20 protein-coding genes and 1 riboswitch are annotated in these 18,959 nt (G+C 71.2%); of the genes, 11 read left to right on the forward strand and 9 right to left on the reverse strand.

From position 1 onward, the window contains the following. The first annotated feature begins 27 nt into the window (after positions 1 to 27). The 3 genes from macS (at position 28) to SAVERM_RS31335 (ending at position 3,107) form a co-directional block, all read left to right on the forward strand. Entirely contained in the window at positions 28 to 1,260 is a 1,233-nt protein-coding gene (gene macS / locus SAVERM_RS31325; RefSeq protein ID WP_010987482.1) for a MacS family sensor histidine kinase, read from the forward strand. After that, on the forward strand, positions 1,257 to 1,934 hold the full coding sequence (locus SAVERM_RS31330) for a response regulator (protein ID WP_037646742.1): 678 nt from the start codon (positions 1,257 to 1,259) through the stop codon (positions 1,932 to 1,934). Before macS ends, SAVERM_RS31330 begins: the two co-directional genes overlap by 4 nt. A gap of 144 nt (positions 1,935 to 2,078) precedes the next feature. Beyond that, the gene (locus SAVERM_RS31335) at positions 2,079 to 3,107 is read left to right on the forward strand and encodes a 6-phosphofructokinase (protein ID WP_010987484.1); all 1,029 of its coding nucleotides are present in this window, start codon (positions 2,079 to 2,081) and stop codon (positions 3,105 to 3,107) included. A 93-nt stretch (positions 3,108 to 3,200) separates the two neighbouring features. Here the strand turns inward: SAVERM_RS31335 and SAVERM_RS31340 are convergent, their stop codons facing one another. After that, complete coding sequence (locus SAVERM_RS31340; RefSeq protein WP_042493787.1) at positions 3,201 to 5,153, reverse strand: anthranilate synthase family protein; 1,953 nt, start codon at positions 5,151 to 5,153, stop codon at positions 3,201 to 3,203. Positions 5,154 to 5,275: 122 nt separating this feature from the next. Then, positions 5,276 to 5,332, reverse strand: a complete 57-nt coding sequence (locus SAVERM_RS45990; protein ID WP_076973970.1) for a trp operon leader peptide — start codon at positions 5,330 to 5,332, stop codon at positions 5,276 to 5,278. Between the two features lie 189 nt (positions 5,333 to 5,521). Between SAVERM_RS45990 and SAVERM_RS31345 the strand changes: the two genes are divergently transcribed. The 3 genes from SAVERM_RS31345 to SAVERM_RS31355 all read left to right on the forward strand — a co-directional run bounded on the left by SAVERM_RS31345 (position 5,522) and on the right by SAVERM_RS31355 (position 8,615). After that, complete coding sequence (locus SAVERM_RS31345) at positions 5,522 to 6,787, forward strand: glycoside hydrolase domain-containing protein (protein WP_010987486.1); 1,266 nt, start codon at positions 5,522 to 5,524, stop codon at positions 6,785 to 6,787. Between the two features lie 35 nt (positions 6,788 to 6,822). Further along, entirely contained in the window at positions 6,823 to 8,175 is a 1,353-nt protein-coding gene (locus SAVERM_RS31350) for a class II 3-deoxy-7-phosphoheptulonate synthase (RefSeq protein WP_010987487.1), read from the forward strand. A gap of 176 nt (positions 8,176 to 8,351) precedes the next feature. Next, a complete protein-coding gene (locus tag SAVERM_RS31355) occupies positions 8,352 to 8,615 on the forward strand; it encodes a (2Fe-2S)-binding protein (protein WP_010987488.1) in 264 nt (87 codons plus the stop codon). A gap of 41 nt (positions 8,616 to 8,656) precedes the next feature. Here the strand turns inward: SAVERM_RS31355 and bfr are convergent, their stop codons facing one another. Then, a complete protein-coding gene (gene bfr, locus SAVERM_RS31360; RefSeq protein WP_010987489.1) occupies positions 8,657 to 9,136 on the reverse strand; it encodes a bacterioferritin in 480 nt (159 codons plus the stop codon). A gap of 155 nt (positions 9,137 to 9,291) precedes the next feature. Between bfr and SAVERM_RS31365 the strand changes: the two genes are divergently transcribed. Further along, on the forward strand, positions 9,292 to 9,924 hold the full coding sequence (locus tag SAVERM_RS31365) for a sulfite oxidase-like oxidoreductase (RefSeq protein ID WP_010987490.1): 633 nt from the start codon (positions 9,292 to 9,294) through the stop codon (positions 9,922 to 9,924). Between the two features lie 28 nt (positions 9,925 to 9,952). Here the strand turns inward: SAVERM_RS31365 and SAVERM_RS31370 are convergent, their stop codons facing one another. The 6 genes from SAVERM_RS31370 to thiO form a co-directional block, all read right to left on the reverse strand. After that, positions 9,953 to 10,474, reverse strand: coding sequence for a DUF4396 domain-containing protein (locus tag SAVERM_RS31370; protein ID WP_037646902.1), 522 nt, complete (start codon positions 10,472 to 10,474; stop codon positions 9,953 to 9,955). A 123-nt stretch (positions 10,475 to 10,597) separates the two neighbouring features. Next, entirely contained in the window at positions 10,598 to 11,530 is a 933-nt protein-coding gene (locus tag SAVERM_RS31375) for a deoxyribonuclease IV (protein WP_010987492.1), read from the reverse strand. A 58-nt stretch (positions 11,531 to 11,588) separates the two neighbouring features. Then, positions 11,589 to 13,511 (reverse strand): Stk1 family PASTA domain-containing Ser/Thr kinase, encoded by a 1,923-nt coding sequence (gene pknB / locus SAVERM_RS31380; protein ID WP_037646748.1) that lies wholly within the window; start codon positions 13,509 to 13,511, stop codon positions 11,589 to 11,591. A gap of 89 nt (positions 13,512 to 13,600) precedes the next feature. Next, positions 13,601 to 14,395, reverse strand: a complete 795-nt coding sequence (locus tag SAVERM_RS31385; protein WP_010987494.1) for a thiazole synthase — start codon at positions 14,393 to 14,395, stop codon at positions 13,601 to 13,603. A gap of 3 nt (positions 14,396 to 14,398) precedes the next feature. Beyond that, positions 14,399 to 14,599, reverse strand: coding sequence for a sulfur carrier protein ThiS (gene thiS, locus SAVERM_RS31390; protein WP_010987495.1), 201 nt, complete (start codon positions 14,597 to 14,599; stop codon positions 14,399 to 14,401). Next, positions 14,596 to 15,762, reverse strand: coding sequence for a glycine oxidase ThiO (thiO, locus tag SAVERM_RS31395; protein ID WP_010987496.1), 1,167 nt, complete (start codon positions 15,760 to 15,762; stop codon positions 14,596 to 14,598). Before thiO ends, thiS begins: the two co-directional genes overlap by 4 nt. Further along, a riboswitch (TPP riboswitch) is annotated at positions 15,760 to 15,873 on the reverse strand. (Overlaps the previous gene by 3 nt.) A gap of 51 nt (positions 15,874 to 15,924) precedes the next feature. Here thiO and SAVERM_RS31400 point away from each other — a divergent pair. The 4 genes from SAVERM_RS31400 to thiE all read left to right on the forward strand — a co-directional run bounded on the left by SAVERM_RS31400 (position 15,925) and on the right by thiE (position 18,872). Next, positions 15,925 to 16,275: an avidin-fold protein gene (locus SAVERM_RS31400; protein ID WP_037646751.1), complete on the forward strand. Its 351-nt coding sequence runs from the start codon at positions 15,925 to 15,927 to the stop codon at positions 16,273 to 16,275. Positions 16,276 to 16,307: 32 nt separating this feature from the next. Next, positions 16,308 to 17,537 (forward strand): NAD(P)/FAD-dependent oxidoreductase, encoded by a 1,230-nt coding sequence (locus tag SAVERM_RS31405; RefSeq protein WP_010987498.1) that lies wholly within the window; start codon positions 16,308 to 16,310, stop codon positions 17,535 to 17,537. 146 nt (positions 17,538 to 17,683) lie between these two features. Next, positions 17,684 to 18,049 carry an Rv2175c family DNA-binding protein gene (locus tag SAVERM_RS31410; protein ID WP_010987499.1) on the forward strand — a complete coding sequence of 122 codons (366 nt, stop codon included), beginning with the start codon at positions 17,684 to 17,686 and terminating at the stop codon, positions 18,047 to 18,049. A gap of 175 nt (positions 18,050 to 18,224) precedes the next feature. Continuing rightward, positions 18,225 to 18,872 carry a thiamine phosphate synthase gene (gene thiE / locus SAVERM_RS31415; protein WP_037646754.1) on the forward strand — a complete coding sequence of 216 codons (648 nt, stop codon included), beginning with the start codon at positions 18,225 to 18,227 and terminating at the stop codon, positions 18,870 to 18,872. The last annotated feature ends 87 nt before the right edge of the window (positions 18,873 to 18,959 follow it).

The following is an 18,959-nucleotide window of genomic DNA, read 5'->3' on the forward strand; positions in this document are numbered from 1 at the left end:
CGTCCGTCAGGGGTGGGGGTGGGGGACATGGCCAAGCGGGTCAGAGTCATGAGTATGTCGGTCGAGCAGCCGCTGTGGCGTGCGCTGACCGGATACCGCGTGCTCACGATGTTGTACGCCGTCGGGCTCTTCGCGACCGCGTACGGCACGTTCGACCGTCCGTGGGTCGCCGTCGCCTACTACGCCGTGCTGTGCGGCTGGACCCTGGCGACCCTCCCCAAGGTCGCGAACGCGGCGAGCTGCACCAAGCGGTTCCTGGCCGCCGACCTCACCATCGCGCTCGTCGGCATCCTCCTCACGCCGCTCGCCGACGCGCACGAGCGGATCGTCGCGGGCGGGCCGACGCTGCCGTCGATATGGACCGCGGGGTCCGTCCTGGCGTTCGCGGTCAAGGGCGGCTGGCGCTGGGCGGCCTTCGCCTCGACGGCGGTCGCCGTCGCCAACGTCTTCGAGCGCCAGGCCCCCGCCCGGGACACCGTGCACAACGTGATCCTCGTGTGGGTCGCCTCCATCGCGATCGGCTACGTCGTCGAAGTCGCCCGCGCCTCCGAGCGCACCCTCGCGCGCGCCCTGGAGATCGAGGCCGCGACCCGCGAGCGGGAGCGGCTCGCCCGAGACATCCACGACAGTGTTCTTCAGGTCCTCGCGATGGTGCAGCGCCGCGGTGCCGTGCTCGGCGGCGAGGCCGCGGAGCTGGGCCGGATGGCCGGCGAGCAGGAGGTGGCCCTGCGCACCCTGGTCGCCGGCGGTTTACTGCCGGCGTCGCGGGTGTCGGAGGACGAGTCCCAGGGCGCGGTCGTCCGCGCGGTGGAGGAGCCCGACGAGGAGGGCCCGCTCGATCTGCGCGCGCTCCTCGTGCCGTACGCCACCGCGAAGGTCACCTTCTCGGAGCCCGGCGCCCCGGTGCGGCTGGCCCACGCCGCCGCGAAGGAGCTGGCAGCGGCGGTCGGCGCCGCCCTGGACAACGTCCGCAAGCACGCGGGGGACAGCGCCCGCGCCTGGATCCTGGTCGAGGACGAGCCGGACGCGGTGATCGTGACGGTGCGCGACGACGGCCCGGGCATCCCGGCGGGGCGGCTCGCCCAGGCCGAGGGTGAGGGGCGGCTCGGCGTGGCCCAGTCGATCCGTGGCAGGCTGCGCGACATCGGCGGCACGGCCGAGCTGATCTCGGTCCCGGGCCAGGGCACCGAGGTCGAACTGAAGGTACCGAAGGACCCGGGGCACCCGAAGGCTGCACGGGGGAAGGCGGAGCGAGGATGAGCGAGCAGCAGGGCCCGATCAAGGTCATGGTGGTCGACGACCACCCGATGTGGCGCGACGCGGTCGCCCGCGACCTGGCCGAGTCCGGCTTCGACGTGGTCGCCACGGCGGGCGACGGCGAGCAGGCGGTGCGCCGGGCGAGGGCCGCCGCGCCCGACGTCCTCGTCCTGGACCTGAACCTGCCCGCCAAGCCGGGCGTCCAGGTCTGCAAGGAGCTGGTCGGCGCCAACCCGGCGCTGCGCGTCCTCGTCCTGTCCGCCAGCGGTGAGCACGCCGACGTCCTGGAGGCGGTGAAGTCCGGCGCCACGGGATATCTGCTCAAGTCGGCGTCCACGGAGGAGCTGACCGACGCCGTGCGCCGCACGGCCGTCGGCGACCCCGTCTTCACGCCCGGACTCGCGGGCCTGGTCCTCGGCGAGTACCGCCGCCTGGCCTCCGAGCCCGCCCCGGCCACCGGCGCCGGCGAGCCCAGGGCCCCGCAGCTCACCGACCGCGAGACCGAGGTGCTGCGGCTGGTCGCCAAGGGCCTGAGCTACAAGCAGATCGCCGAACGCCTGGTCATCTCGCACCGCACCGTCCAGAACCATGTGCAGAACACCCTGGGCAAGCTCCAGCTGCACAACAGGGTGGAGCTCGTGCGGTACGCGATAGAGCGGGGCCTGGACGAGGCGTAAACCGCCCGATACTCACCTTCGGGTGATATCCGCTGATCAACTACCCGACAATTCACCGGAATTGACCTTCCGCACCATGCCGAAGTGACCTGGATCACTATTAGCGTGACCTTCACCAGGCAACCGCGGCGAAGGGATATTTCCATGCGGGTCGGAGTACTGACCGGAGGCGGCGACTGCCCCGGGCTCAACGCCGTCATCCGGGGCGTCGTCCGTAAGGGCGTGCAGGAGTACGGCTACGACTTCGTCGGCTTCCGGGACGGCTGGCGGGGACCACTCGAAGGCGACGCCGTACGGCTCGACATCCCCGCGGTGCGCGGCATCCTGCCCCGCGGCGGCACGATCCTCGGCTCCTCGCGCACCAACCCCCTCAAGCTCGACGACGGCATCCGCCGGATCAAGGAGAACCTCGCCAAGCAGGAGGTCGACGCGCTCATCGCGATCGGCGGCGAGGACACGCTCGGCGTCGCCGCACGCCTCACCGACGAGTACGGCGTGCCCGTCGTCGGCGTCCCGAAGACCATCGACAACGACCTGTCGGCCACCGACTACACGTTCGGCTTCGACACGGCCGTCGGCATCGCGACCGAGGCCATCGACCGCCTCCACACCACCGCCGAGTCCCACATGCGCGTCCTCGTCTGCGAGGTGATGGGCCGGCACGCGGGCTGGATCGCCATCCACTCGGGCCTGGCCGGCGGCGCCAACGTCATCCTCATCCCCGAGCAGCGCTTCGACGTCGACCAGGTGTGCGCCTATGTGACCTCGCGGTTCAAGGCCTCGTACGCGCCGATCGTGGTCGTCGCCGAGGGCGCGATGCCCAAGGACGGCCAGATGGTCCTCAAGGACGAGTCCCTCGACTCCTTCGGCCACGTGCGCCTCTCCGGGGTCGGCGAGTGGCTGGCCAAGGAGATCGAGAAGCGCACCGGCAAGGAGGCCCGCACCACGGTCCTCGGGCATGTGCAGCGCGGCGGCACGCCGAGCGCGTTCGACCGCTGGCTCGCCACCCGCTTCGGCCTGCACGCCATCGAGGCCGTCCGCGACGGCGACTTCGGCAAGATGGTCGCCCTGCGCGGCACGGACATCGTCCGTGTCCCGATCGCGGAGGCCACGGCGAAGCTGAAGACGGTCGATCCGAAGCTGTACGAGGAGGTCGGGGTCTTCTTCGGCTGACCGAGGCCGGCCGGTGTCACGGTGGTGACCCTCCTTTGTCCGGCGGTCACCACCGTGCGGTCCGGCGAGAAGCCCTTGCCCGACCACGCCCGACTACACCGCGGGCCGCCGCTCGAAGAACGTGTCGGCACCGCGGAGCTGATCCAGCAGGTCCCGTACGACCGCGGTGCCGTTGACCGACAGCACCGACTCCGGGTGGAACTGGATGCCCGCGAAGCCGGGTCCGCGCATCGCGTGCACCTCCCCCGTGCCGCTGCGGCTGACCTCCACGTCATGGGCCGCCAGCTCCAGCGCCGTCTCGTCGTCGCAGTGCGCCACGAAGCTGTTGTAGAAGCCGACGGTCTCGGTACGCCCGAACAGGTCGATCCCGGTCTGCGCACCCTGATACGGGACCTCCTTGCGCACGATCTCCAGGCCCAGCTCGGCCGCGATCAGCTCATGGCCGAGGCAGACGCCGAGCACCCCGTGGCGGTGACCGCGGAGCACCTCGGCGGTGAGCGCGCGCAGGAACCGCATCTTGGGGTCGGCCGGGTCGTTCGGATCGCCGGGTCCTGGCCCCAGAACCAGCGGCCCCTCGTGCGCGAGCACCGCCTTTCGCAGCCCCGGCTCGTCGTAGCGCCGCACGGTCACCTCCAGCCCGCTCGAGCGCAGCACATGCGCCAGCATCGCCGTGAAGGTGTCCTCGGCGTCCACGACGAGCGCGTGCCCGGTGAGCGCGTCCGTCCGCTCCTGCATCCGCAGCCAGAACGGCGCGAGCGAGGCCCGCCGTCCGTCGAGCGCCGCCCGCACCCGCGGATCGTCGGCCAGCCTCGGCCGTACGCCCTCCTGCCGCGGCCGGGCCGGACGGACCCCGAGGGCCGCCAGCACCCCGGCCGCCTTCGCGTGCGTCTCGGCGACCTCGCCCGCCGGATCCGACCCCCGTACGAGCGTGGCGCCCACCGGCACCCGCAGCCGGCCGTCCGCGTCGATGTCGGCGGTCCGGATGAGGATGGGGGAGTCGAGGGTCTGCGCCCCGCCCGCGTCCCGGCCGATCAGCGCCAGCGCGCCCGCGTAGTACCCGCGCCCGACACCGTCCCGCCCGAGGGGCTCGTACCGCTCGATGACCCGGCAGGCGTTCTGTACCGGCGACCCGGTGACGGTGGCCGCGAACATGGTCTCGCGCAGGACGTCCCGCACATCCAGCGACGAACGGCCCCGCAACTCGTACTCGGTGTGCGCCAGATGGGCCATCTCCTTCAGCCGGGGCCCGACGACCACCCCGCCCATGTCGCCGACCGTGCACATCATCTTGAGCTCCTCGTCGACGACCATCGAGAGCTCCTCGATCTCCTTGCCGTCCGCGAGGAAGTCCAGGAGGTCCTCGGGCGTCGGCCCCTCGGCGGGATAGCGGTACGTCCCGCTGATCGGGTTCATCACGACCGTCCCGCCGGACATCCGCACATGCACCTCGGGGCTCGCCCCGACCAGCGTGCGCCCACCCGTCTCCCGCCCTTCCGGGGAAGACCCTGCGGGCCCCTTCCCCGTTCCGGTGTGCACGACGAAGGTCCAGTACGCGCCCTGCTCGCCGACCAGCAGCCGCCGGAACAGCGCGAGCACGTCGGCCCTTCCGAATCCCGGGATCTCGCCCTCGTACGTACGCCGGATCACGAAGTTCGCGCCCTCGCCGCGTCCGATCTCCTCGCGCAGCACCCGCCCGACGATCTCCGCGTACTCGTCGTCGGCGACGTCGAAGCCGCCGTCCTCGACCCGCACGTCATGCGTGGGCAACTGGGACAGCGCCTGCTCCAGCGGGATTTCGTGGCTCTCCTCGGGCGTCAGCACCAGCAGCGGGGTGCCGTCGTCGCGGACGTCGAAGCCGCGCTCGCGGATCTGGCGGAAGGGAATGAGCGCGAGGCCCTCGTCGGGGAGGTCGGCGAGACGCTCGTAGGTGGCGACGGGGCCGAGCAGCACCTCCACCGTCGCGCTGTCCTCGGTGGAGCGCCCCGGCGTGCGGCGGCGCAGCAGGGCGAACGGGCGGTCCTCGTGCAGGAGTCGGGTCAGATCCATCGTTCCTCTTCCCTCGTGATCATTCGTGATCATTCGGAACCTTGTGGAGAGGAACGGCCCGGGTCCGGAAACACGAAAGGCCGCCCCTCGGGCGGCCTTCGCGAAGTCTTGCGTACGCGCAGTCAGTGGGCCGCCGGATGAGCGGTCCACCACCAGTTCTGGATCGAGTGCGCGAACATGCCAGGCACCTTACCCGATTCGGCCGCCCGCCGGTCGTCCGGTGCGGCCGTCCGATCCGGTCGTCCGGTCCGGCATCCGTCGCGGACAGCTCCGAGCGGCACCCCCACACGGCCTACACAGGCGGTTTCGCGCCGGCCTCCCGGGTGGAAGGAGGGCACATCATCGGGCTATCGGAGGTTCGGACCGACGTGTACACGACCTGGACTCCACGACGACGGCGCGCCGCACGGCCGCTCACGGCGCTGGTCGCCGCCACGGCGCTCGGCGCGGGCACGCTGGGCGCCGCCCAGGCCGCCCCGCGGTCTTCCGACGACACCATCCGCGTGACCTACCGGGGCTACGAGTTCGCCGTCCCCGCCGGCTGGGACGTCATCGACCTCGACAAGGACCCGGGGGCCTGCGTCCGCTTCGACCAGCACGCCGTCTATCTCGGCACCCCGGGCGACCGGCAGGACTGCCCGGCGCGGGCGAAGGGGCGCACCGAGGCACTGCTGGTGCAGCCGGCCGAGGCGGCCACGGCCGAGGTGACCGAGAACCGCACGGCGGGCACCTACCGGGCCGTCGCGGACCAGATCGCGGTGACCGCCGCGTACGGACAGGACCGTGAGCAGATCCAGGAGATCCTCCGGGGTGCCGGCCTGCCCGTCGCCTCCGCACGGGCCGAGTCGGGCGCCGAGGTGCCGGCCGCGCCGGCCGTCCCCGACGACGCCACAACCTTCAAGGGCAAGGGCTTCGACGCCTGCACCGCCCCGAGCCAGGCCTCCATGGACGCCTGGAAGGGCACGTCCGGGTACGGCGCCATCGGCGTCTACGTCGGCGGCGTCAACCGTGCCTGCGCCCAGCCGAAGCTCACCGCCAAATGGGTGCAGACCCAGTACGCGAACGGCTGGCGGTTCTTCCCGCTGTACGTCGGCCGGCAGCCCTCGGCCGACGGCGGCAGCTGCCTGGGCGGCTGCGCCTCGATCACCGACCCGGAGCCGCAGGGCAAGGACGCCGCGGACGACGCGGTGCGGCAGGCGGCCGCTGTCGGGTTCGGCCCCGGGTCGGTGATCTACAACGACCTGGAGCACTACGCGGGCGGGACCGCCGTGACCACCCGGGTGCTCACCTACCTCGAATCCTGGACCACGCGCCTGCACGAGCTGGGCTACCGCTCCGGCGCGTACGGCAGTGTCTCGTCGCTCATCACCGACCTGGTGAAGCACGCCGACGACAGGACGCTGCCCGACGTGATCCACTTCGCCCACTGGAACGACGAGGCGACCACCACCGACCCGGTCCTCCCCGCCGATCTGTGGGCCGATCACCAGCGCATCCACCAGTACGCGGGCAACCGCACCGAGACCCACGGCGGCGTGAAGATCAGCATCGACCGCAACAAGCTCGACGTGGGCTCCGGGACCGGGAAACGGTCGTCGATCGAGCGCGGTCCGTCTCAATTGATGAGCAGGTGAAGGGGTGCCCGACACGACCCCGTAATGTTGGGGGGGTGACCGTGAACGCTAAGTCCAGCGCGAGCGCTGGCAACACCTGGCGAGACCTGCCCGCGGCGCAGCAGCCCGAGTACCCCGATGCCGAGGCTCTGCGCGATGTGATCGCGGACCTCGAGTCGTATCCGCCGCTCGTCTTCGCGGGCGAGTGCGACCAGCTGCGCGCCCGGTTGGCGTCCGTCGCCAAGGGAGAGGCGTTCCTCCTCCAGGGCGGCGACTGCGCCGAGGCCTTCGACGGCGTGTCCGCCGACCACATCCGCAACAAGCTCAAGACCCTGCTCCAGATGGGCGCCGTGCTCACGTACGCCGCCTCGGTGCCGGTCGTGAAGGTCGGCCGCATCGCCGGCCAGTACTCGAAGCCCCGCTCCAAGGGGACCGAGACCCGCGACGGCGTGACCCTGCCGACGTACCGCGGTGACTCGGTCAACGGCTTCGACTTCAACGAGAAGGCCCGCATCCCGGACCCCGAGCGCCTGAAGCGGATGTACAACGCCTCCGCCTCGACGCTCAACCTGGTGCGCGCCTTCACCACCGGCGGCTACGCCGACCTGCGCCAGGTGCACGCCTGGAACCAGGACTTCGTGAAGTCGTCGCCGTCCGGCCAGCGCTACGAGCAGCTGGCGCGCGAGATCGACAACGCGCTGAACTTCATGCGGGCCTGCGGCACCGACCCGGAGGAGTTCAAGACCGTCGAGTTCTACGCCTCCCACGAGGCGCTGCTCCTCGACTACGAGTCGGCGCTGACCCGCGTGGACTCGCGCACGGGCAAGCTGTACGACGTCTCGGGCCACATGGTGTGGATCGGTGAGCGCACCCGGCAGCTGGACGGCGCGCACATCGAGTTCGCCTCGAAGATCCGCAACCCGATCGGCATCAAGCTGGGTCCGACGACGACGGCCGAGGACGCGCTCCAGTACATCGAGCGCCTCGACCCGGACCGCGAGCCGGGCCGGCTCACCTTCATCGTGCGCATGGGCGCGGACAAGGTCCGCGACAAGCTGCCCGAGCTGGTCGAGAAGGTCACCGCCTCCGGTGCGACCGTGGCCTGGGTGACCGACCCGATGCACGGCAACACCTTCGAGGCGGCCTCGGGTCACAAGACCCGCCGCTTCGACGACGTGCTCGACGAGGTCAAGGGCTTCTTCGAGGTCCACAAGGGCCTGGGCACCCACCCGGGCGGCATCCACGTCGAGCTCACCGGTGACGATGTCACCGAGTGCGTGGGCGGCGGCGACGAGATCTTCGTCGACGATCTGCACCAGCGCTACGAGACGGCCTGCGACCCGCGGCTGAACCGCAGCCAGTCGCTCGACCTGGCGTTCCTGGTCGCCGAGATGTACCGGGACCAGTAGCCGCCCATCAGTAGCCGCCGACCAGCGGATTCGCCTGTCACGGGCGTGTGGAGTGGGGCGCGGATCACATACGATCCGCGCCCCCTCGCACTTTTCCGCGTCCCACAGGGCAGGTAAGGTTAGGTTAGCCTCACCGATCAAGTCGGGACGGCACGACCCAGAGATCCCGCCGGGAGGTGAACCGCGTGTACGTCTGCAGCTGTTTCGGAGTGACCGAAGCGCAGGTGAAGAAGCACGCGGACGGCGGTGCCTGCACCCCCCGGCAGATAGCCTCGGCCTGCAAGGCGGGCACGGACTGCGGCGGCTGTGTGCGTCGTATCCAGGAGATCCTGGGACGGGGTGCGTGTCCGCGCCGCGAGCCGGCGGACCGGGCGCAGCCGCTGTTCGCCCGGGCCGAGAAGGCGGACGAGCGGGTCGAGGTACTGGACGAGGCCGCCTAGCTCTCCGGTTGCCTGCGGCGCCTCGGTCCGGCCGGGGCCGCCTAGCTCTCCGGCTGCTCGATCACCTGGGCGATGTAGAGCGCTTCGCCGAGCTTTTCCACCAGCTCCAGCTGGGTGTCCAGGTAGTCGATGTGGTGCTCCTCGTCCTCGAGGATCGACTCGAAGATGTTCGCGGACGTGATGTCCCCCTTGGCGCGCATCACCTCGACCCCGCGCCTGAGCCGGTCGATCGCCTCGACCTCGATCTGCCGGTCCGCCTGGAACATCTCGGTGACCGTCTGTCCGACCCGGACGTGGAACAGTCGCTGGTAGTTCGGCAGGCCGTCCAGGAAGAGGATGCGATCGGTGAGCACTTCCGCGTGCTTCATCTCGTCGAACGACTCGCGCCGCGTGTACTGGGCGAGCTTCGTCCAGCCGAAGTTCTCCTGCATCTTCGCGTGCAGGAAGTACTGGTTGATCGCGGTCAGCTCGGCGGTCAGCTGCTCGTTGAGGAATTCGATGACCTCGGGGTCGCCCTGCATCGCAGAGGCTCCTTCCAGGCGGGTGACTGGGCAGATTGCGCCGCATCCTTGCACCGGCACCGTAAGGCGTCCAGTAAGTACACGCTTAGTAGGAGTTGCCCGAATCGGAACGGGGCTGGTCATGTGTACCGGTCGAGGTCTGTCAGGATGGAGTCATGGGTCAGCCGGTGGAGCGAGAATCTGGAGAAGCCGCACAGTCGGAGCTTCCGCCGGGCCAGCGACTGCAGCGCGGCTGGCCGGTCACGCACTACGGGCCCGTACCCAAGTTCCGTCCCGAGCGCTGGGAATTCAGGGTCTTCGGAGCCACCGCCGACGGCGAGAAGCACTGCTGGACCCACGAGGAGTTCACGGCTCTGCCGTATGCCTCGGTCGTGTCCGATCTGCACTGCGTGACCAAGTTCAGCATGCTCGGTGCCGAATGGGGTGGCATACCGGCTCGTACGATCCTGGAGATCGCCCCGCCCGCCCCGACCGTCACCCACGTCATGGTCTGGGCCGAATACGGGTTCAGTTCCAACCTGCGGCTGGCGGACTTCGCCTCCGACCGCACGATCTTCGCCACCCACAAGGACGGCGAGCTGCTGACGGCGGAGCACGGCTTCCCGCTTCGTCTCGTCGTACCGCATCTGTACGCCTGGAAGGGGCCCAAGTGGGTCCGGGGCGTGGAGTACATGACGGCCGACCGGCGCGGTTTCTGGGAGGAGCGCGGCTACCACAACGTGGGTGACCCGTGGCGGGAGCAGCGCTACTCCTACCAGGAAGAGCCCGGGGAAGGCCCCGAGCTCTGACCCCGGGTCCCGGCCCCCTGCGGGCGGGTCAGTGGTGGTACTGGTGCACCACCGCGTGGCCCTTGCCGCGGCCGATCATCCATCGGTTGACGGGCACGGTGATCACGAACGCGGCGACCAGCGAGAGGGCCAGTGAGCCCCAGAACAGCACGTCGTCGAGGTGGGCGTCCATCGCGGCCGGCCAGAGCGCGATCACGCCGTTGTCGATCAGCTCCATCACGGCGATGGACAGGGTGTCCGCGGCGAGCGCGACCCGCAAGGCGGTCCGGAAGCCGACACCGGCCTTCAGCACTCCGCGCAACGTGAGCGAGTAGCCGAAGAAGAAGGCGAGCACGATCGCCAGGATCGTCGTCGGCACGTTGCCCCAGCCGAGCGCGGTGCCGACCACCATGCCGAGCACCTCGCCGATGGCGCAGCCGGTGAGGCAGTGGAGCGTGGCCTGGGCGGCCATGGCCCAGCCGACCTTCCCGGGGCTGTGGGCGGGCGGGTGCGCCTCGTGGCCGACGGGCTCGGCGTGTCCGTGGTGTCCGGCGTGTGCGTCGTGCCGCATGAAAGCCCCCGACGTCGAGTGAGTGGTGGTGCCTGTACCGATGGGCAACGTCATACCCCCCAGGGGTATTCCCATGCGTCTGGCTCCTGTGTTCCTCGACCGCGCCTGTGTTCCTCGGCGGTGTCAGCCGTCGCGGAGCTTCTTGAGCTGCTCCACGTCCGCCGCGTGGCCCTCCTTTCCGCCGGGCGTCTCGATGATCAGAGGGACGCCCTCGGTGGCCGGGTGGGTCATCAGAGCGCGGAACGGGTCCTCGCCTATGTGGCCGGAGCCGATGTTCTCGTGGCGGTCCTTGTGCGCGCCGACGACGTCCTTGGAGTCGTTGGCGTGGATCAGCTTGAGACGCCCCTCGCCGACCGTGTCGACCAGCAGATCGAGCGTCTGGTGCATCCCGCTCGGCCCGGTGAGGTCATGGCCCGCCGCGAAGATGTGACACGTGTCCAGGCACACGCCCAGCTTCGGGTGGGCGTCCAGCGCCTCGAAGTACGGCCCGAAGTCCCAGGTCCGGGAGCACAGGGAGGCGCCCTGACCCGCGGTCGACTCCAGGAGCAGATACGGGTCGTCGTCGTGGGTCAGCTCGTCGAGCAGGGGCAGCAGATGCTCCCGCACCTGGGCGAGGGCGACGGACCGCTCCCGTCCGCCGGTGGCGCTCCCGGTGTGCACCACCACGCCCAGGGCGCCGATCTCGCGCCCCCTGCGCAGCGAGTGCCGCAGCGACTCCACGGACTTCTCCACGGTCGCCTCGGTGTGCGAGCCGAAGTTGATCAGATACGGGGCATGGACGTACGCGGGGATCGACTCGGCGGCACAGGCCGCGCGGAACTCCTCGTCCTGCCGCGGATTGCCGGCGGGCGTCGCCCAGCCGCGCGGGTTGGCGACGAAGACCTGCACGGCCTCGGCCGCGAGGTCGCGGGCGTAGGCCAGACCGACGGAGTGGAGGCCACCGGCCACCGGGACGTGGCCGCCGACGGGGTTGCGGGAGAGACCGGGGGTGGCGTCGGGCAGGTCGGGGGTGGCGCCGGACGTGCCGAGGGCGCCGCGGGACTGCTGATTGTTCACCCCATCAGGGTGTCACGCGGTCCCGGGCGCCCGGTCGGCGGCTCTTGCCGGCTCCGCGCTAGCGGATCTTGATCGTGATCGTCGACCCCTTGGGCGCCTTCTCGCCGCCCTCCACCGACTGGTCCTTGACCTCGTCCCCGAAGAACCCGAGCAGACCCCGGTCCTTGTCGACCTCGAAGCCGGCGTCCTCCAGCGTCTGCTGGGCGTCGGCGACGCTGTCGCCGACGACGTCCGGGACCTCGACCATCTCCGGTCCCTTGGAGATCGTGAGCGTCACCGTGTCGCCCTCGGCGACCTTGTCGTCGTCCGCGCCCGGCGACTGCTCCACGACCTGGCCCTTCTCGAACTCCGCCGACGTGACCCGCTGCGAGGAGATCCGCACCTTGAGGCCGGCGTCCTCCAGGTCCGCGGTGGCGTCGTCCACGGACTCGCCCGTGACCTCGGGCACCTCCACCGGACTGCCCTTGCTGACGGTGAACGCGATGGCCGAACCCCCGCGCCGCTCGGTGCCCGCGGCCGGGTCCGTGCTGATCACGGAGCCCTTGGGGACGTCGTCGCTGACGGCGCGCGAGACCATGCCCGGAGCCAGGCCGTCCGCCTTGAGCTCCGCCCTGGCCTTGCTCAGCGGGAGGCCCGCGAGATCGGGCACCTTCACGGTCCTCGGGCCGTCGGAAATGGTCAGCGTCACGGAGTCGTTGTCCCGGATCCGGGCGCCCGGCTTCGGGTCGCTCCTGATGACCGTGCCGCGCTTCACCGTGTCGCTGTAGTCGTGTCTGACCTGCTTGACGTCGAGCCCGGCCTTCTCCAGCTGCGCCGTGGCCTCGACCTGCGTCTTCGCGAGCACCGGCGGGACCTTGGTGAACTGGCCGGAGTTGATGTACCAGACGCCCGCTCCCAGGCCGAGCACCAGCAGCACGGCCGCGACGATCACGAGCGGCCCGCGCCGGGGGCGCCCGGAGCGCCGCCGCGGAGAAACGGGCGGGGACTCGAACCGGCTCGTCCGGTTGATCTGCTCGTCCTCGTTGACGGGCAGCGGCCGCGGCACCGTCAGCGAACGCGGAATCACACTCGTACGGTCCTCGGCGCCGCCGTGCTGCGTGGCTATGGCCTGCGGCGGTACGGCGTCGAGCTGCTCGGTGCTGAGCGCCGCCCGTGCCTCCAGGACCTGGGCGAGCAGCGCCACCGCGTCGGGCGGGCGCAGCCCGGGGTTGCGGGCGGCCGCCGAGGAGACCAGCTCGTCCAGCGTCGCGGGGAGCCCCGGCACGGCGGCCGACGGCGGCGGCACGTCCTCGTGCAGATGCTGGTAGAGGATCTGGGCCGGGGAGTCCCCGGCGTGCGGCTTGCCGCCCGTGAGCATCTCGTAGAGGACGACACCGCACGCGTACACGTCGACGCGGGTGTCCGCCGTGCCGTGCTCTATCTGCTCCGGCGCGAGATACGACACGGTGCCGAGCACGGAGCCCGTGGTGTTCGTGACGGTGTCCACAGCCCGTACGAGCCCGAAGTCGGCCACCTTGACCCGGCCGTCGTCCCCTATCAGGACGTTCTCCGGCTTCATGTCGCGGTGCACGAACCCGGCGCGGTGCGCGGCGCCGAGCGCGGCGAGCACCGGCTCCAGGATGTCGAGCGCGGCCCGCGGCTGCAGCGCCCCCCGGTCGCGCAGCACATCGCGCAGGGTGCAGCCGGCCACGTACTCCATGGCGAGATAGACGTACGACCCGTCCGCGCCCTGGTCGAAGACCTGCACCACATTGGGGTGCGCGAGCCGCGCCACCGACTTGGCCTCGCGGATGAAACGCTCGACGAACGAGCCGTCGGCGGCCAGTGTCGGATGCATCACCTTGAGGGCGAGCACACGGTCCAGGCGGGTGTCCACGGCCCGGTAGACCGTGGCCATCCCACCGACCGCGATCCGAGCGTCGACGCGGTAGCGGCCGTCGAGCACCTGCCCGAGGAGGGGGTCCTGAAGGGTCGTATCCACGCAGGTGAGTCTACGAGCCGCCACTGTCACACCCACCCGGTCCGCTTGATCCGGGGACGGAATGCAGCAGAGCTGTGACTGTTGCGCGACTAGAACGCGGGGCGCTCGGGATCCAGGTGTGCGCGCCCCTCCGGCGGGGACGACGCCTCGGCGAAATGGCGGCGTGGGATGCGTCCCGCGCGGTACGCGAGCCGGCCCGCGTCCACCGCGTGCCGCATGCCCTCGGCCATCAGCACCGGTTCCTGCGCCCGCGTCACGGCCGAGGCGAGCATCACACCCGCGCAGCCCAGCTCCATCGCCAGCGCCACGTCCGACGCCGTACCCGCCCCCGCGTCCAGGATCACCGGCACGCGCGCGTGCTCCACGATCAGCTGGAAGTTGTGCGGGTTGCGGATGCCGAGCCCGGAGCCGATGGGCGAGCCGAGCGGCATGACCGCCGCGCAGCCGACGTCCTCCAGCTTGCGCGCGAGGACGGGGTCGTCGTTGGTGTACGGCAGCACGGTGAAGCCGTCGTCGACCAGGGTCTCGGCGGCGTCGAGCAGCTCGATCGGATCGGGCAGCAGGGTGCGCTCGTCGGCGATGACCTCCAGCTTGATCAGGTCGGTGCCGAGCGCCTCGCGGGCCAGGCGCGCGGTCAGCACGGCCTCGCCCGCGGTGAAACAGCCGGCCGTGTTGGGCAGCACCCGGATGCCGAGCCGGTCGAGCACGGACAGCACGGAGCCGTGGACGCCCGCGTCGACGCGCCGCATCGCGACCGTCGTCAACTCCGTGCCGGACGCCACGAGCGCCCGCTCCAGGATGTCGAGGCTGGGCGCCCCGCCCGTCCCCATGATCAGCCGGGACGAGAACGGCGTATCGCCGAGGACGAAGGGATCGTCAGCCATGGTTCAGCCTCCTTGCACGGCGGTGAGGACTTCGACGCGGTCCCCCTCGGAGAGGGCCGTGGAGGACCACTGCGCGCGCGGGACGACGGTTTCGTTGAGGGCGGCGGCCACGCCGGAGGGAGCCGCGGTGAGTGTCTTCACGAGGGTGTCGAGCGCGGTGCCCGGCGCGATCCGCCGGCGCTCGCCGTTGACCGAGATGTTCATGCGGACTGCTCCGTGAGTACGGCGGTGCTGAAACGCCTGGGGGTGAAGGGGCGGGCCTCGTCGGGAAGCTCGCCGGTGGTCAGGACATGCGCCATGGCGTCTCCGGTGACGGGGGTGAGCAGGACGCCGTTGCGGAAGTGGCCGGTGGCCAGCAGCAGCCCGTCCAGCTCGGTGGGGCCGAGCAGCGGCGCGTTGTCCGGCGAGCCGGGGCGCAGTCCCGCGCGGGTCTCGGTGAGCGGCAGTTCGGTGATCCCCGGCACCAGCTCGTGCGCGTCGCGCAGCAGCTCGTACACCCCGCCCGCGGTCACCGTGGTGTCCCAGCCCAGCTCCTCACTGGTCGCGCCGACGACCAGCTCGCCACTCTCGCGCGGCACCAGATAGATCTGGCTGCCGCGGACGACGGCGCGCACGGTACGGCTCAGGAACGGTGCGTACCGCTTCGGCACGGTCAGCCGCAGCACCTGTCCCTTCACCGGGCGGACGGGCGGCAGTACGTCGTCGGGGACGCCCGCGAGCTGCCCGCTGAGGCTGCCCCCGGCGAGCACGATCTGGCCCGCGGCCAGCTCGGCGCCGTCCCTGGTCACGACCCCGGCGGCCCGGCCCCGCACCAGGAACAGGCGCTCGGCCCACACCCGGTGGAAGACCACCCCGGCGCGCTCGCAGGCCACCACCAGCGCCTTGGCGAGCCGGCGCGGATCGATCTGGTGATCGCCGTCGACTCTGAGCCCCCCGCGTACGCCGGGCGCGAGCATCGGCTCGAGACGGCGGCACTCGCGGCCGTTCAGCCACTCCGACTCGAGCCCCGACCGGCGTTGCAGGGCATGCAGTTCGCGCAGCTGGGCACGGTCGTCGGCGTCGAGCGCGACGGCGAGCGTGCCGCACCGGCGGTAGCCGAGATCGTGCCCGGTCGCCTCGGTGAGCTCGGCGGCGAAGTCCGGATAGCGGCGCGCGGAGGCAAGGTTGAGCCCCAGCAGGGTCTGCTCGCCGTAGTGCAGCTCGGTGACCGCAGCGAGCATCCCGGCGGCCACCTGGGCGGCCCCGCCACCGGGGTCGGGGTCCACCACAGCCGTGGCGAACCCGCGCTGCGCGGCGCGCCAGGCGGTCACCAGACCGATGATTCCGCCCCCCACGACGAGGACGTCGGAGGTATGTGTAGGCGACATGGGCGTCCAGCCCCTCCCTTCGCCGGCATGACCCGGATCAGGTTCGTACGGTCGGAGGCCGTCCCAGCCTCCCTCTCAGCCCGGTGCGTCCGGGCTCCCGCGAGTGCTTTACGTTGGCCAGCCTAGCCCGTGCCGTTTGCCTCAGTAAGGGAGCCTCCTGCCATGGCCCGTTCGCTCGACGGACTCGTCCTCGCCCCGGTCACGGACCAGGCGCCGGGTCAGGTGGGTACCCGTACCCGGTTCACGTACCACGAGAAGGACGGCGAGATCTGGGCCGAGTACGCGGGCGGCGATGTCGTACGCGGCCACCTCGTGGGCAGGCGTGAAGGGGACCGCCTGGACTTCCGGTACGTGCAGCTGAAGCACGACGGGACCACATCGTCCGGGCACTGCGTCTCCACGGTGATCGAGCTGGCGGACGGCCGTGTGCGTCTTCAGGAGACCTGGGAGTGGGAGTCGCAGCCGGGCAACGGGACGAGTGTTGTGGAGCAGGTCACTGAGCACGCCCCCTGACTGACAAACTGTCAGTTGTCTATGGTGATCAGGTGAGCGAGCAGACGCAGGAACGAGGCCGTACGGCAGCGCGGCGTGTCGTCGTCGTGGGCGCGGGCATGGCCGGGGTGCAGACCGCGGTCGCCCTGCGGGAGCAGGGCTTCACGGGCGGAGTGACGCTGATCGGCGCGGAACCCCATCAGCCGTACGACCGGCCGCCGCTGTCCAAGGCCGTGCTGCTCGGCAAGGCCGAGGGCTCCGCCTTCGACGTCGACTTCGAGGCGCTCGGCATCGAGCTCCAGCTCGGCCGCGAGGCGCTCGGCCTGCGCCCGGAGGACCACGAACTCGACACGGACTCGGGCCCCGTCCCGTACGACGTCCTGGTCGCCGCCACCGGTGCGGAACCGATCCAGCTGCCGGGCGCCGAGGGCGTCCCGGGCGTGCATCTGCTGCGCACCCTGGACGACGCCGAGCGGCTGCGTCCCGTCCTCGCCCAGCAGCACGACATCGTGGTCGTCGGGGCCGGCTGGATCGGCGCCGAGTTCGCCACGGCCGCGCGCGAGGCAGGCTGCGCGGTCACGGTCGTCGAGGCCGCGGACCGGCCGCTCGCGGGGGCGCTGCCCGCCGAGGTGGCCGCGCCGATGACGGCCTGGTACGGCGACAGCGGGGCGCGGCTTCTCACCCACGCGCGCGTGGAGCGCATCGAGCCGGGCGCGGTGGTGCTCGACAACGGCTCGCGGGTGCCCGCGGGCGCCGTCGTCGTCGGCATCGGCGCCCGTCCCGCCACGGCCTGGCTCGTCGGCTCCGGGATCGCGCTCGGCGCCCACCAGGAGGTCCTCGCCGACAACCACCTGCGCACCTCCCTGCCGGATGTGTACGCGGTCGGCGACTGCGCCTCCTTCCCGTCGGGACGCTACGAGGCGCGCCTGCTCGTCCATCACTGGGACAACGCCTTGCAGGGCCCGCGGACGGTGGCCGCGAACATCATCGGGGAGGCCCCGGCGGCGTACGACCCGGTCCCGTACTTCTGGTCGGAGCAGTTCGGCCGGTTCGTCCAGTACGTGGGCCACCACGCGACCGCCGACGCGACGGTGTGGCGCGGGGACCCGGAGGGGGCCGCCTGGACGGTGTGCTGGCTGCGTGAGGGGCGCCTGGTCGCCCTTCTGGCGGTGGGCCGTCCGAGGGACCTGGCCCAGGGCCGGAAGCTGATCGAGTCGGGCGCCCCCATGAACCCGGAGCTGCTGGCGGACGCGTCGCGCCCGCTGAAGGCGGCGGTCGTGTAGCACTCCCCGGGCACTCTCGGGCACTCCCCGGTTCCGCCGCGGGCGAGGGGGGCGGAGCACCTCGATGGGGGCAGTATGTCCATTTCACCCCCACCTGGGCGAGACTCGGGTACCGACTGTCAGTCCGGGATGGCAGTCTTGGTTGCGTGACCGAGATTGACGCAAAGATTGATGCTCTCGTCCCCGCCTGGCTCACCCTCCCCGACATCGCCGAACAGTTCGGCGTCGAGGTGACGCGTGTCCGGCAGCTGGTCAAGGAGGGCCAGGTGATCGCCGTACGCCGTGGTGAGAACCGCGCGCTGCACGTCCCCGCCGCTTTCATCGACGGGGACAAGGTCGTCAAGGGCCTGACCGGCACCCTGACGCTCCTGCGGGACGACGGCTTCTCCGACGAAGAGATGATCGAGTGGCTCTTCACGCCCGACGAGAGCCTGCCCGGTACCCCCGCGCAGGCTCTGAGCGAGAATCGTGGGACGGAGGTGAAGCGCCGCGCCCAGGCGCTCGCCGTCTGACCTGAACAGAGCCGTCCGGTGTACGGACCGTGGCCGGCCATGCCCCGCCGCGGTCCGTACACCGCCGAGAGACGGTCCGTACGTTCACCGACCGACGGTCCGTACGCCACCGACAGGCGGTCCGTAGGCCACCGGCCGACGGCCCGTGAGCCACCGACAACGGGGGAACTCCACCATGCCCGACACCGCCCGCGACCGGCTCGCCGACGCCCGCGTCTATCTGTGCACGGACGCCCGCAGGCGCCAGGGTGACCTCGCCGAGTTCCTCGACGCGGCCCTGGCCGGCGGCGTCGACATCGTGCAGCTGCGCGACAAGGGCATGGAGGCGGCCGAGGAGCTGGAGCACCTCCAGGTCTTCGCGGACGCCTGTCGCCGCCACGGCAAGCTCCTCGCGGTCAACGACCGGGCGGACGTCGCGCACGCCGTCGACTCCGACGTGCTCCACCTGGGGCAGGGCGACCTCCCCGTCCCGGCGGCCCGGGCGATCCTCGGCGCCGACGTCCTCATCGGCCGCTCCACGCATGCCGAGGCCGAGGCCGAGGCCGCCGCCGTCCAGGAGGGCGTGGACTACTTCTGTACGGGTCCCTGCTGGCCCACCCCCACCAAGCCCGGCCGGCACGCCCCGGGCCTCGACCTGGTCCGCCACACGGCCGCCCTGGGCACCGACCGCCCCTGGTTCGCCATCGGCGGCATCGACCTCGGCAATCTCGACGAGGTTCTCGAAGCGGGCGCCCGCCGTGTCGTCGTCGTGCGCGCGATCACCGAGGCGGACGACCCGAAGGCGGCGGCGGAGGAGTTCGCGAAGCGGCTCCGTCACGCCTAGTCGTCGGCGCGGTCATCCGCGCAGCCACCCCTCAGGTGTCCGAGGGGTGGACAACAAGTCGACAATTCGGGCAAATGCCCGTCATCC

Origin of the sequence: Streptomyces avermitilis MA-4680 = NBRC 14893 (genome assembly GCF_000009765.2) — a bacterium.
In the GTDB taxonomy this organism is placed as follows: Bacteria; Actinomycetota; Actinomycetes; order Streptomycetales; family Streptomycetaceae; genus Streptomyces; species Streptomyces avermitilis.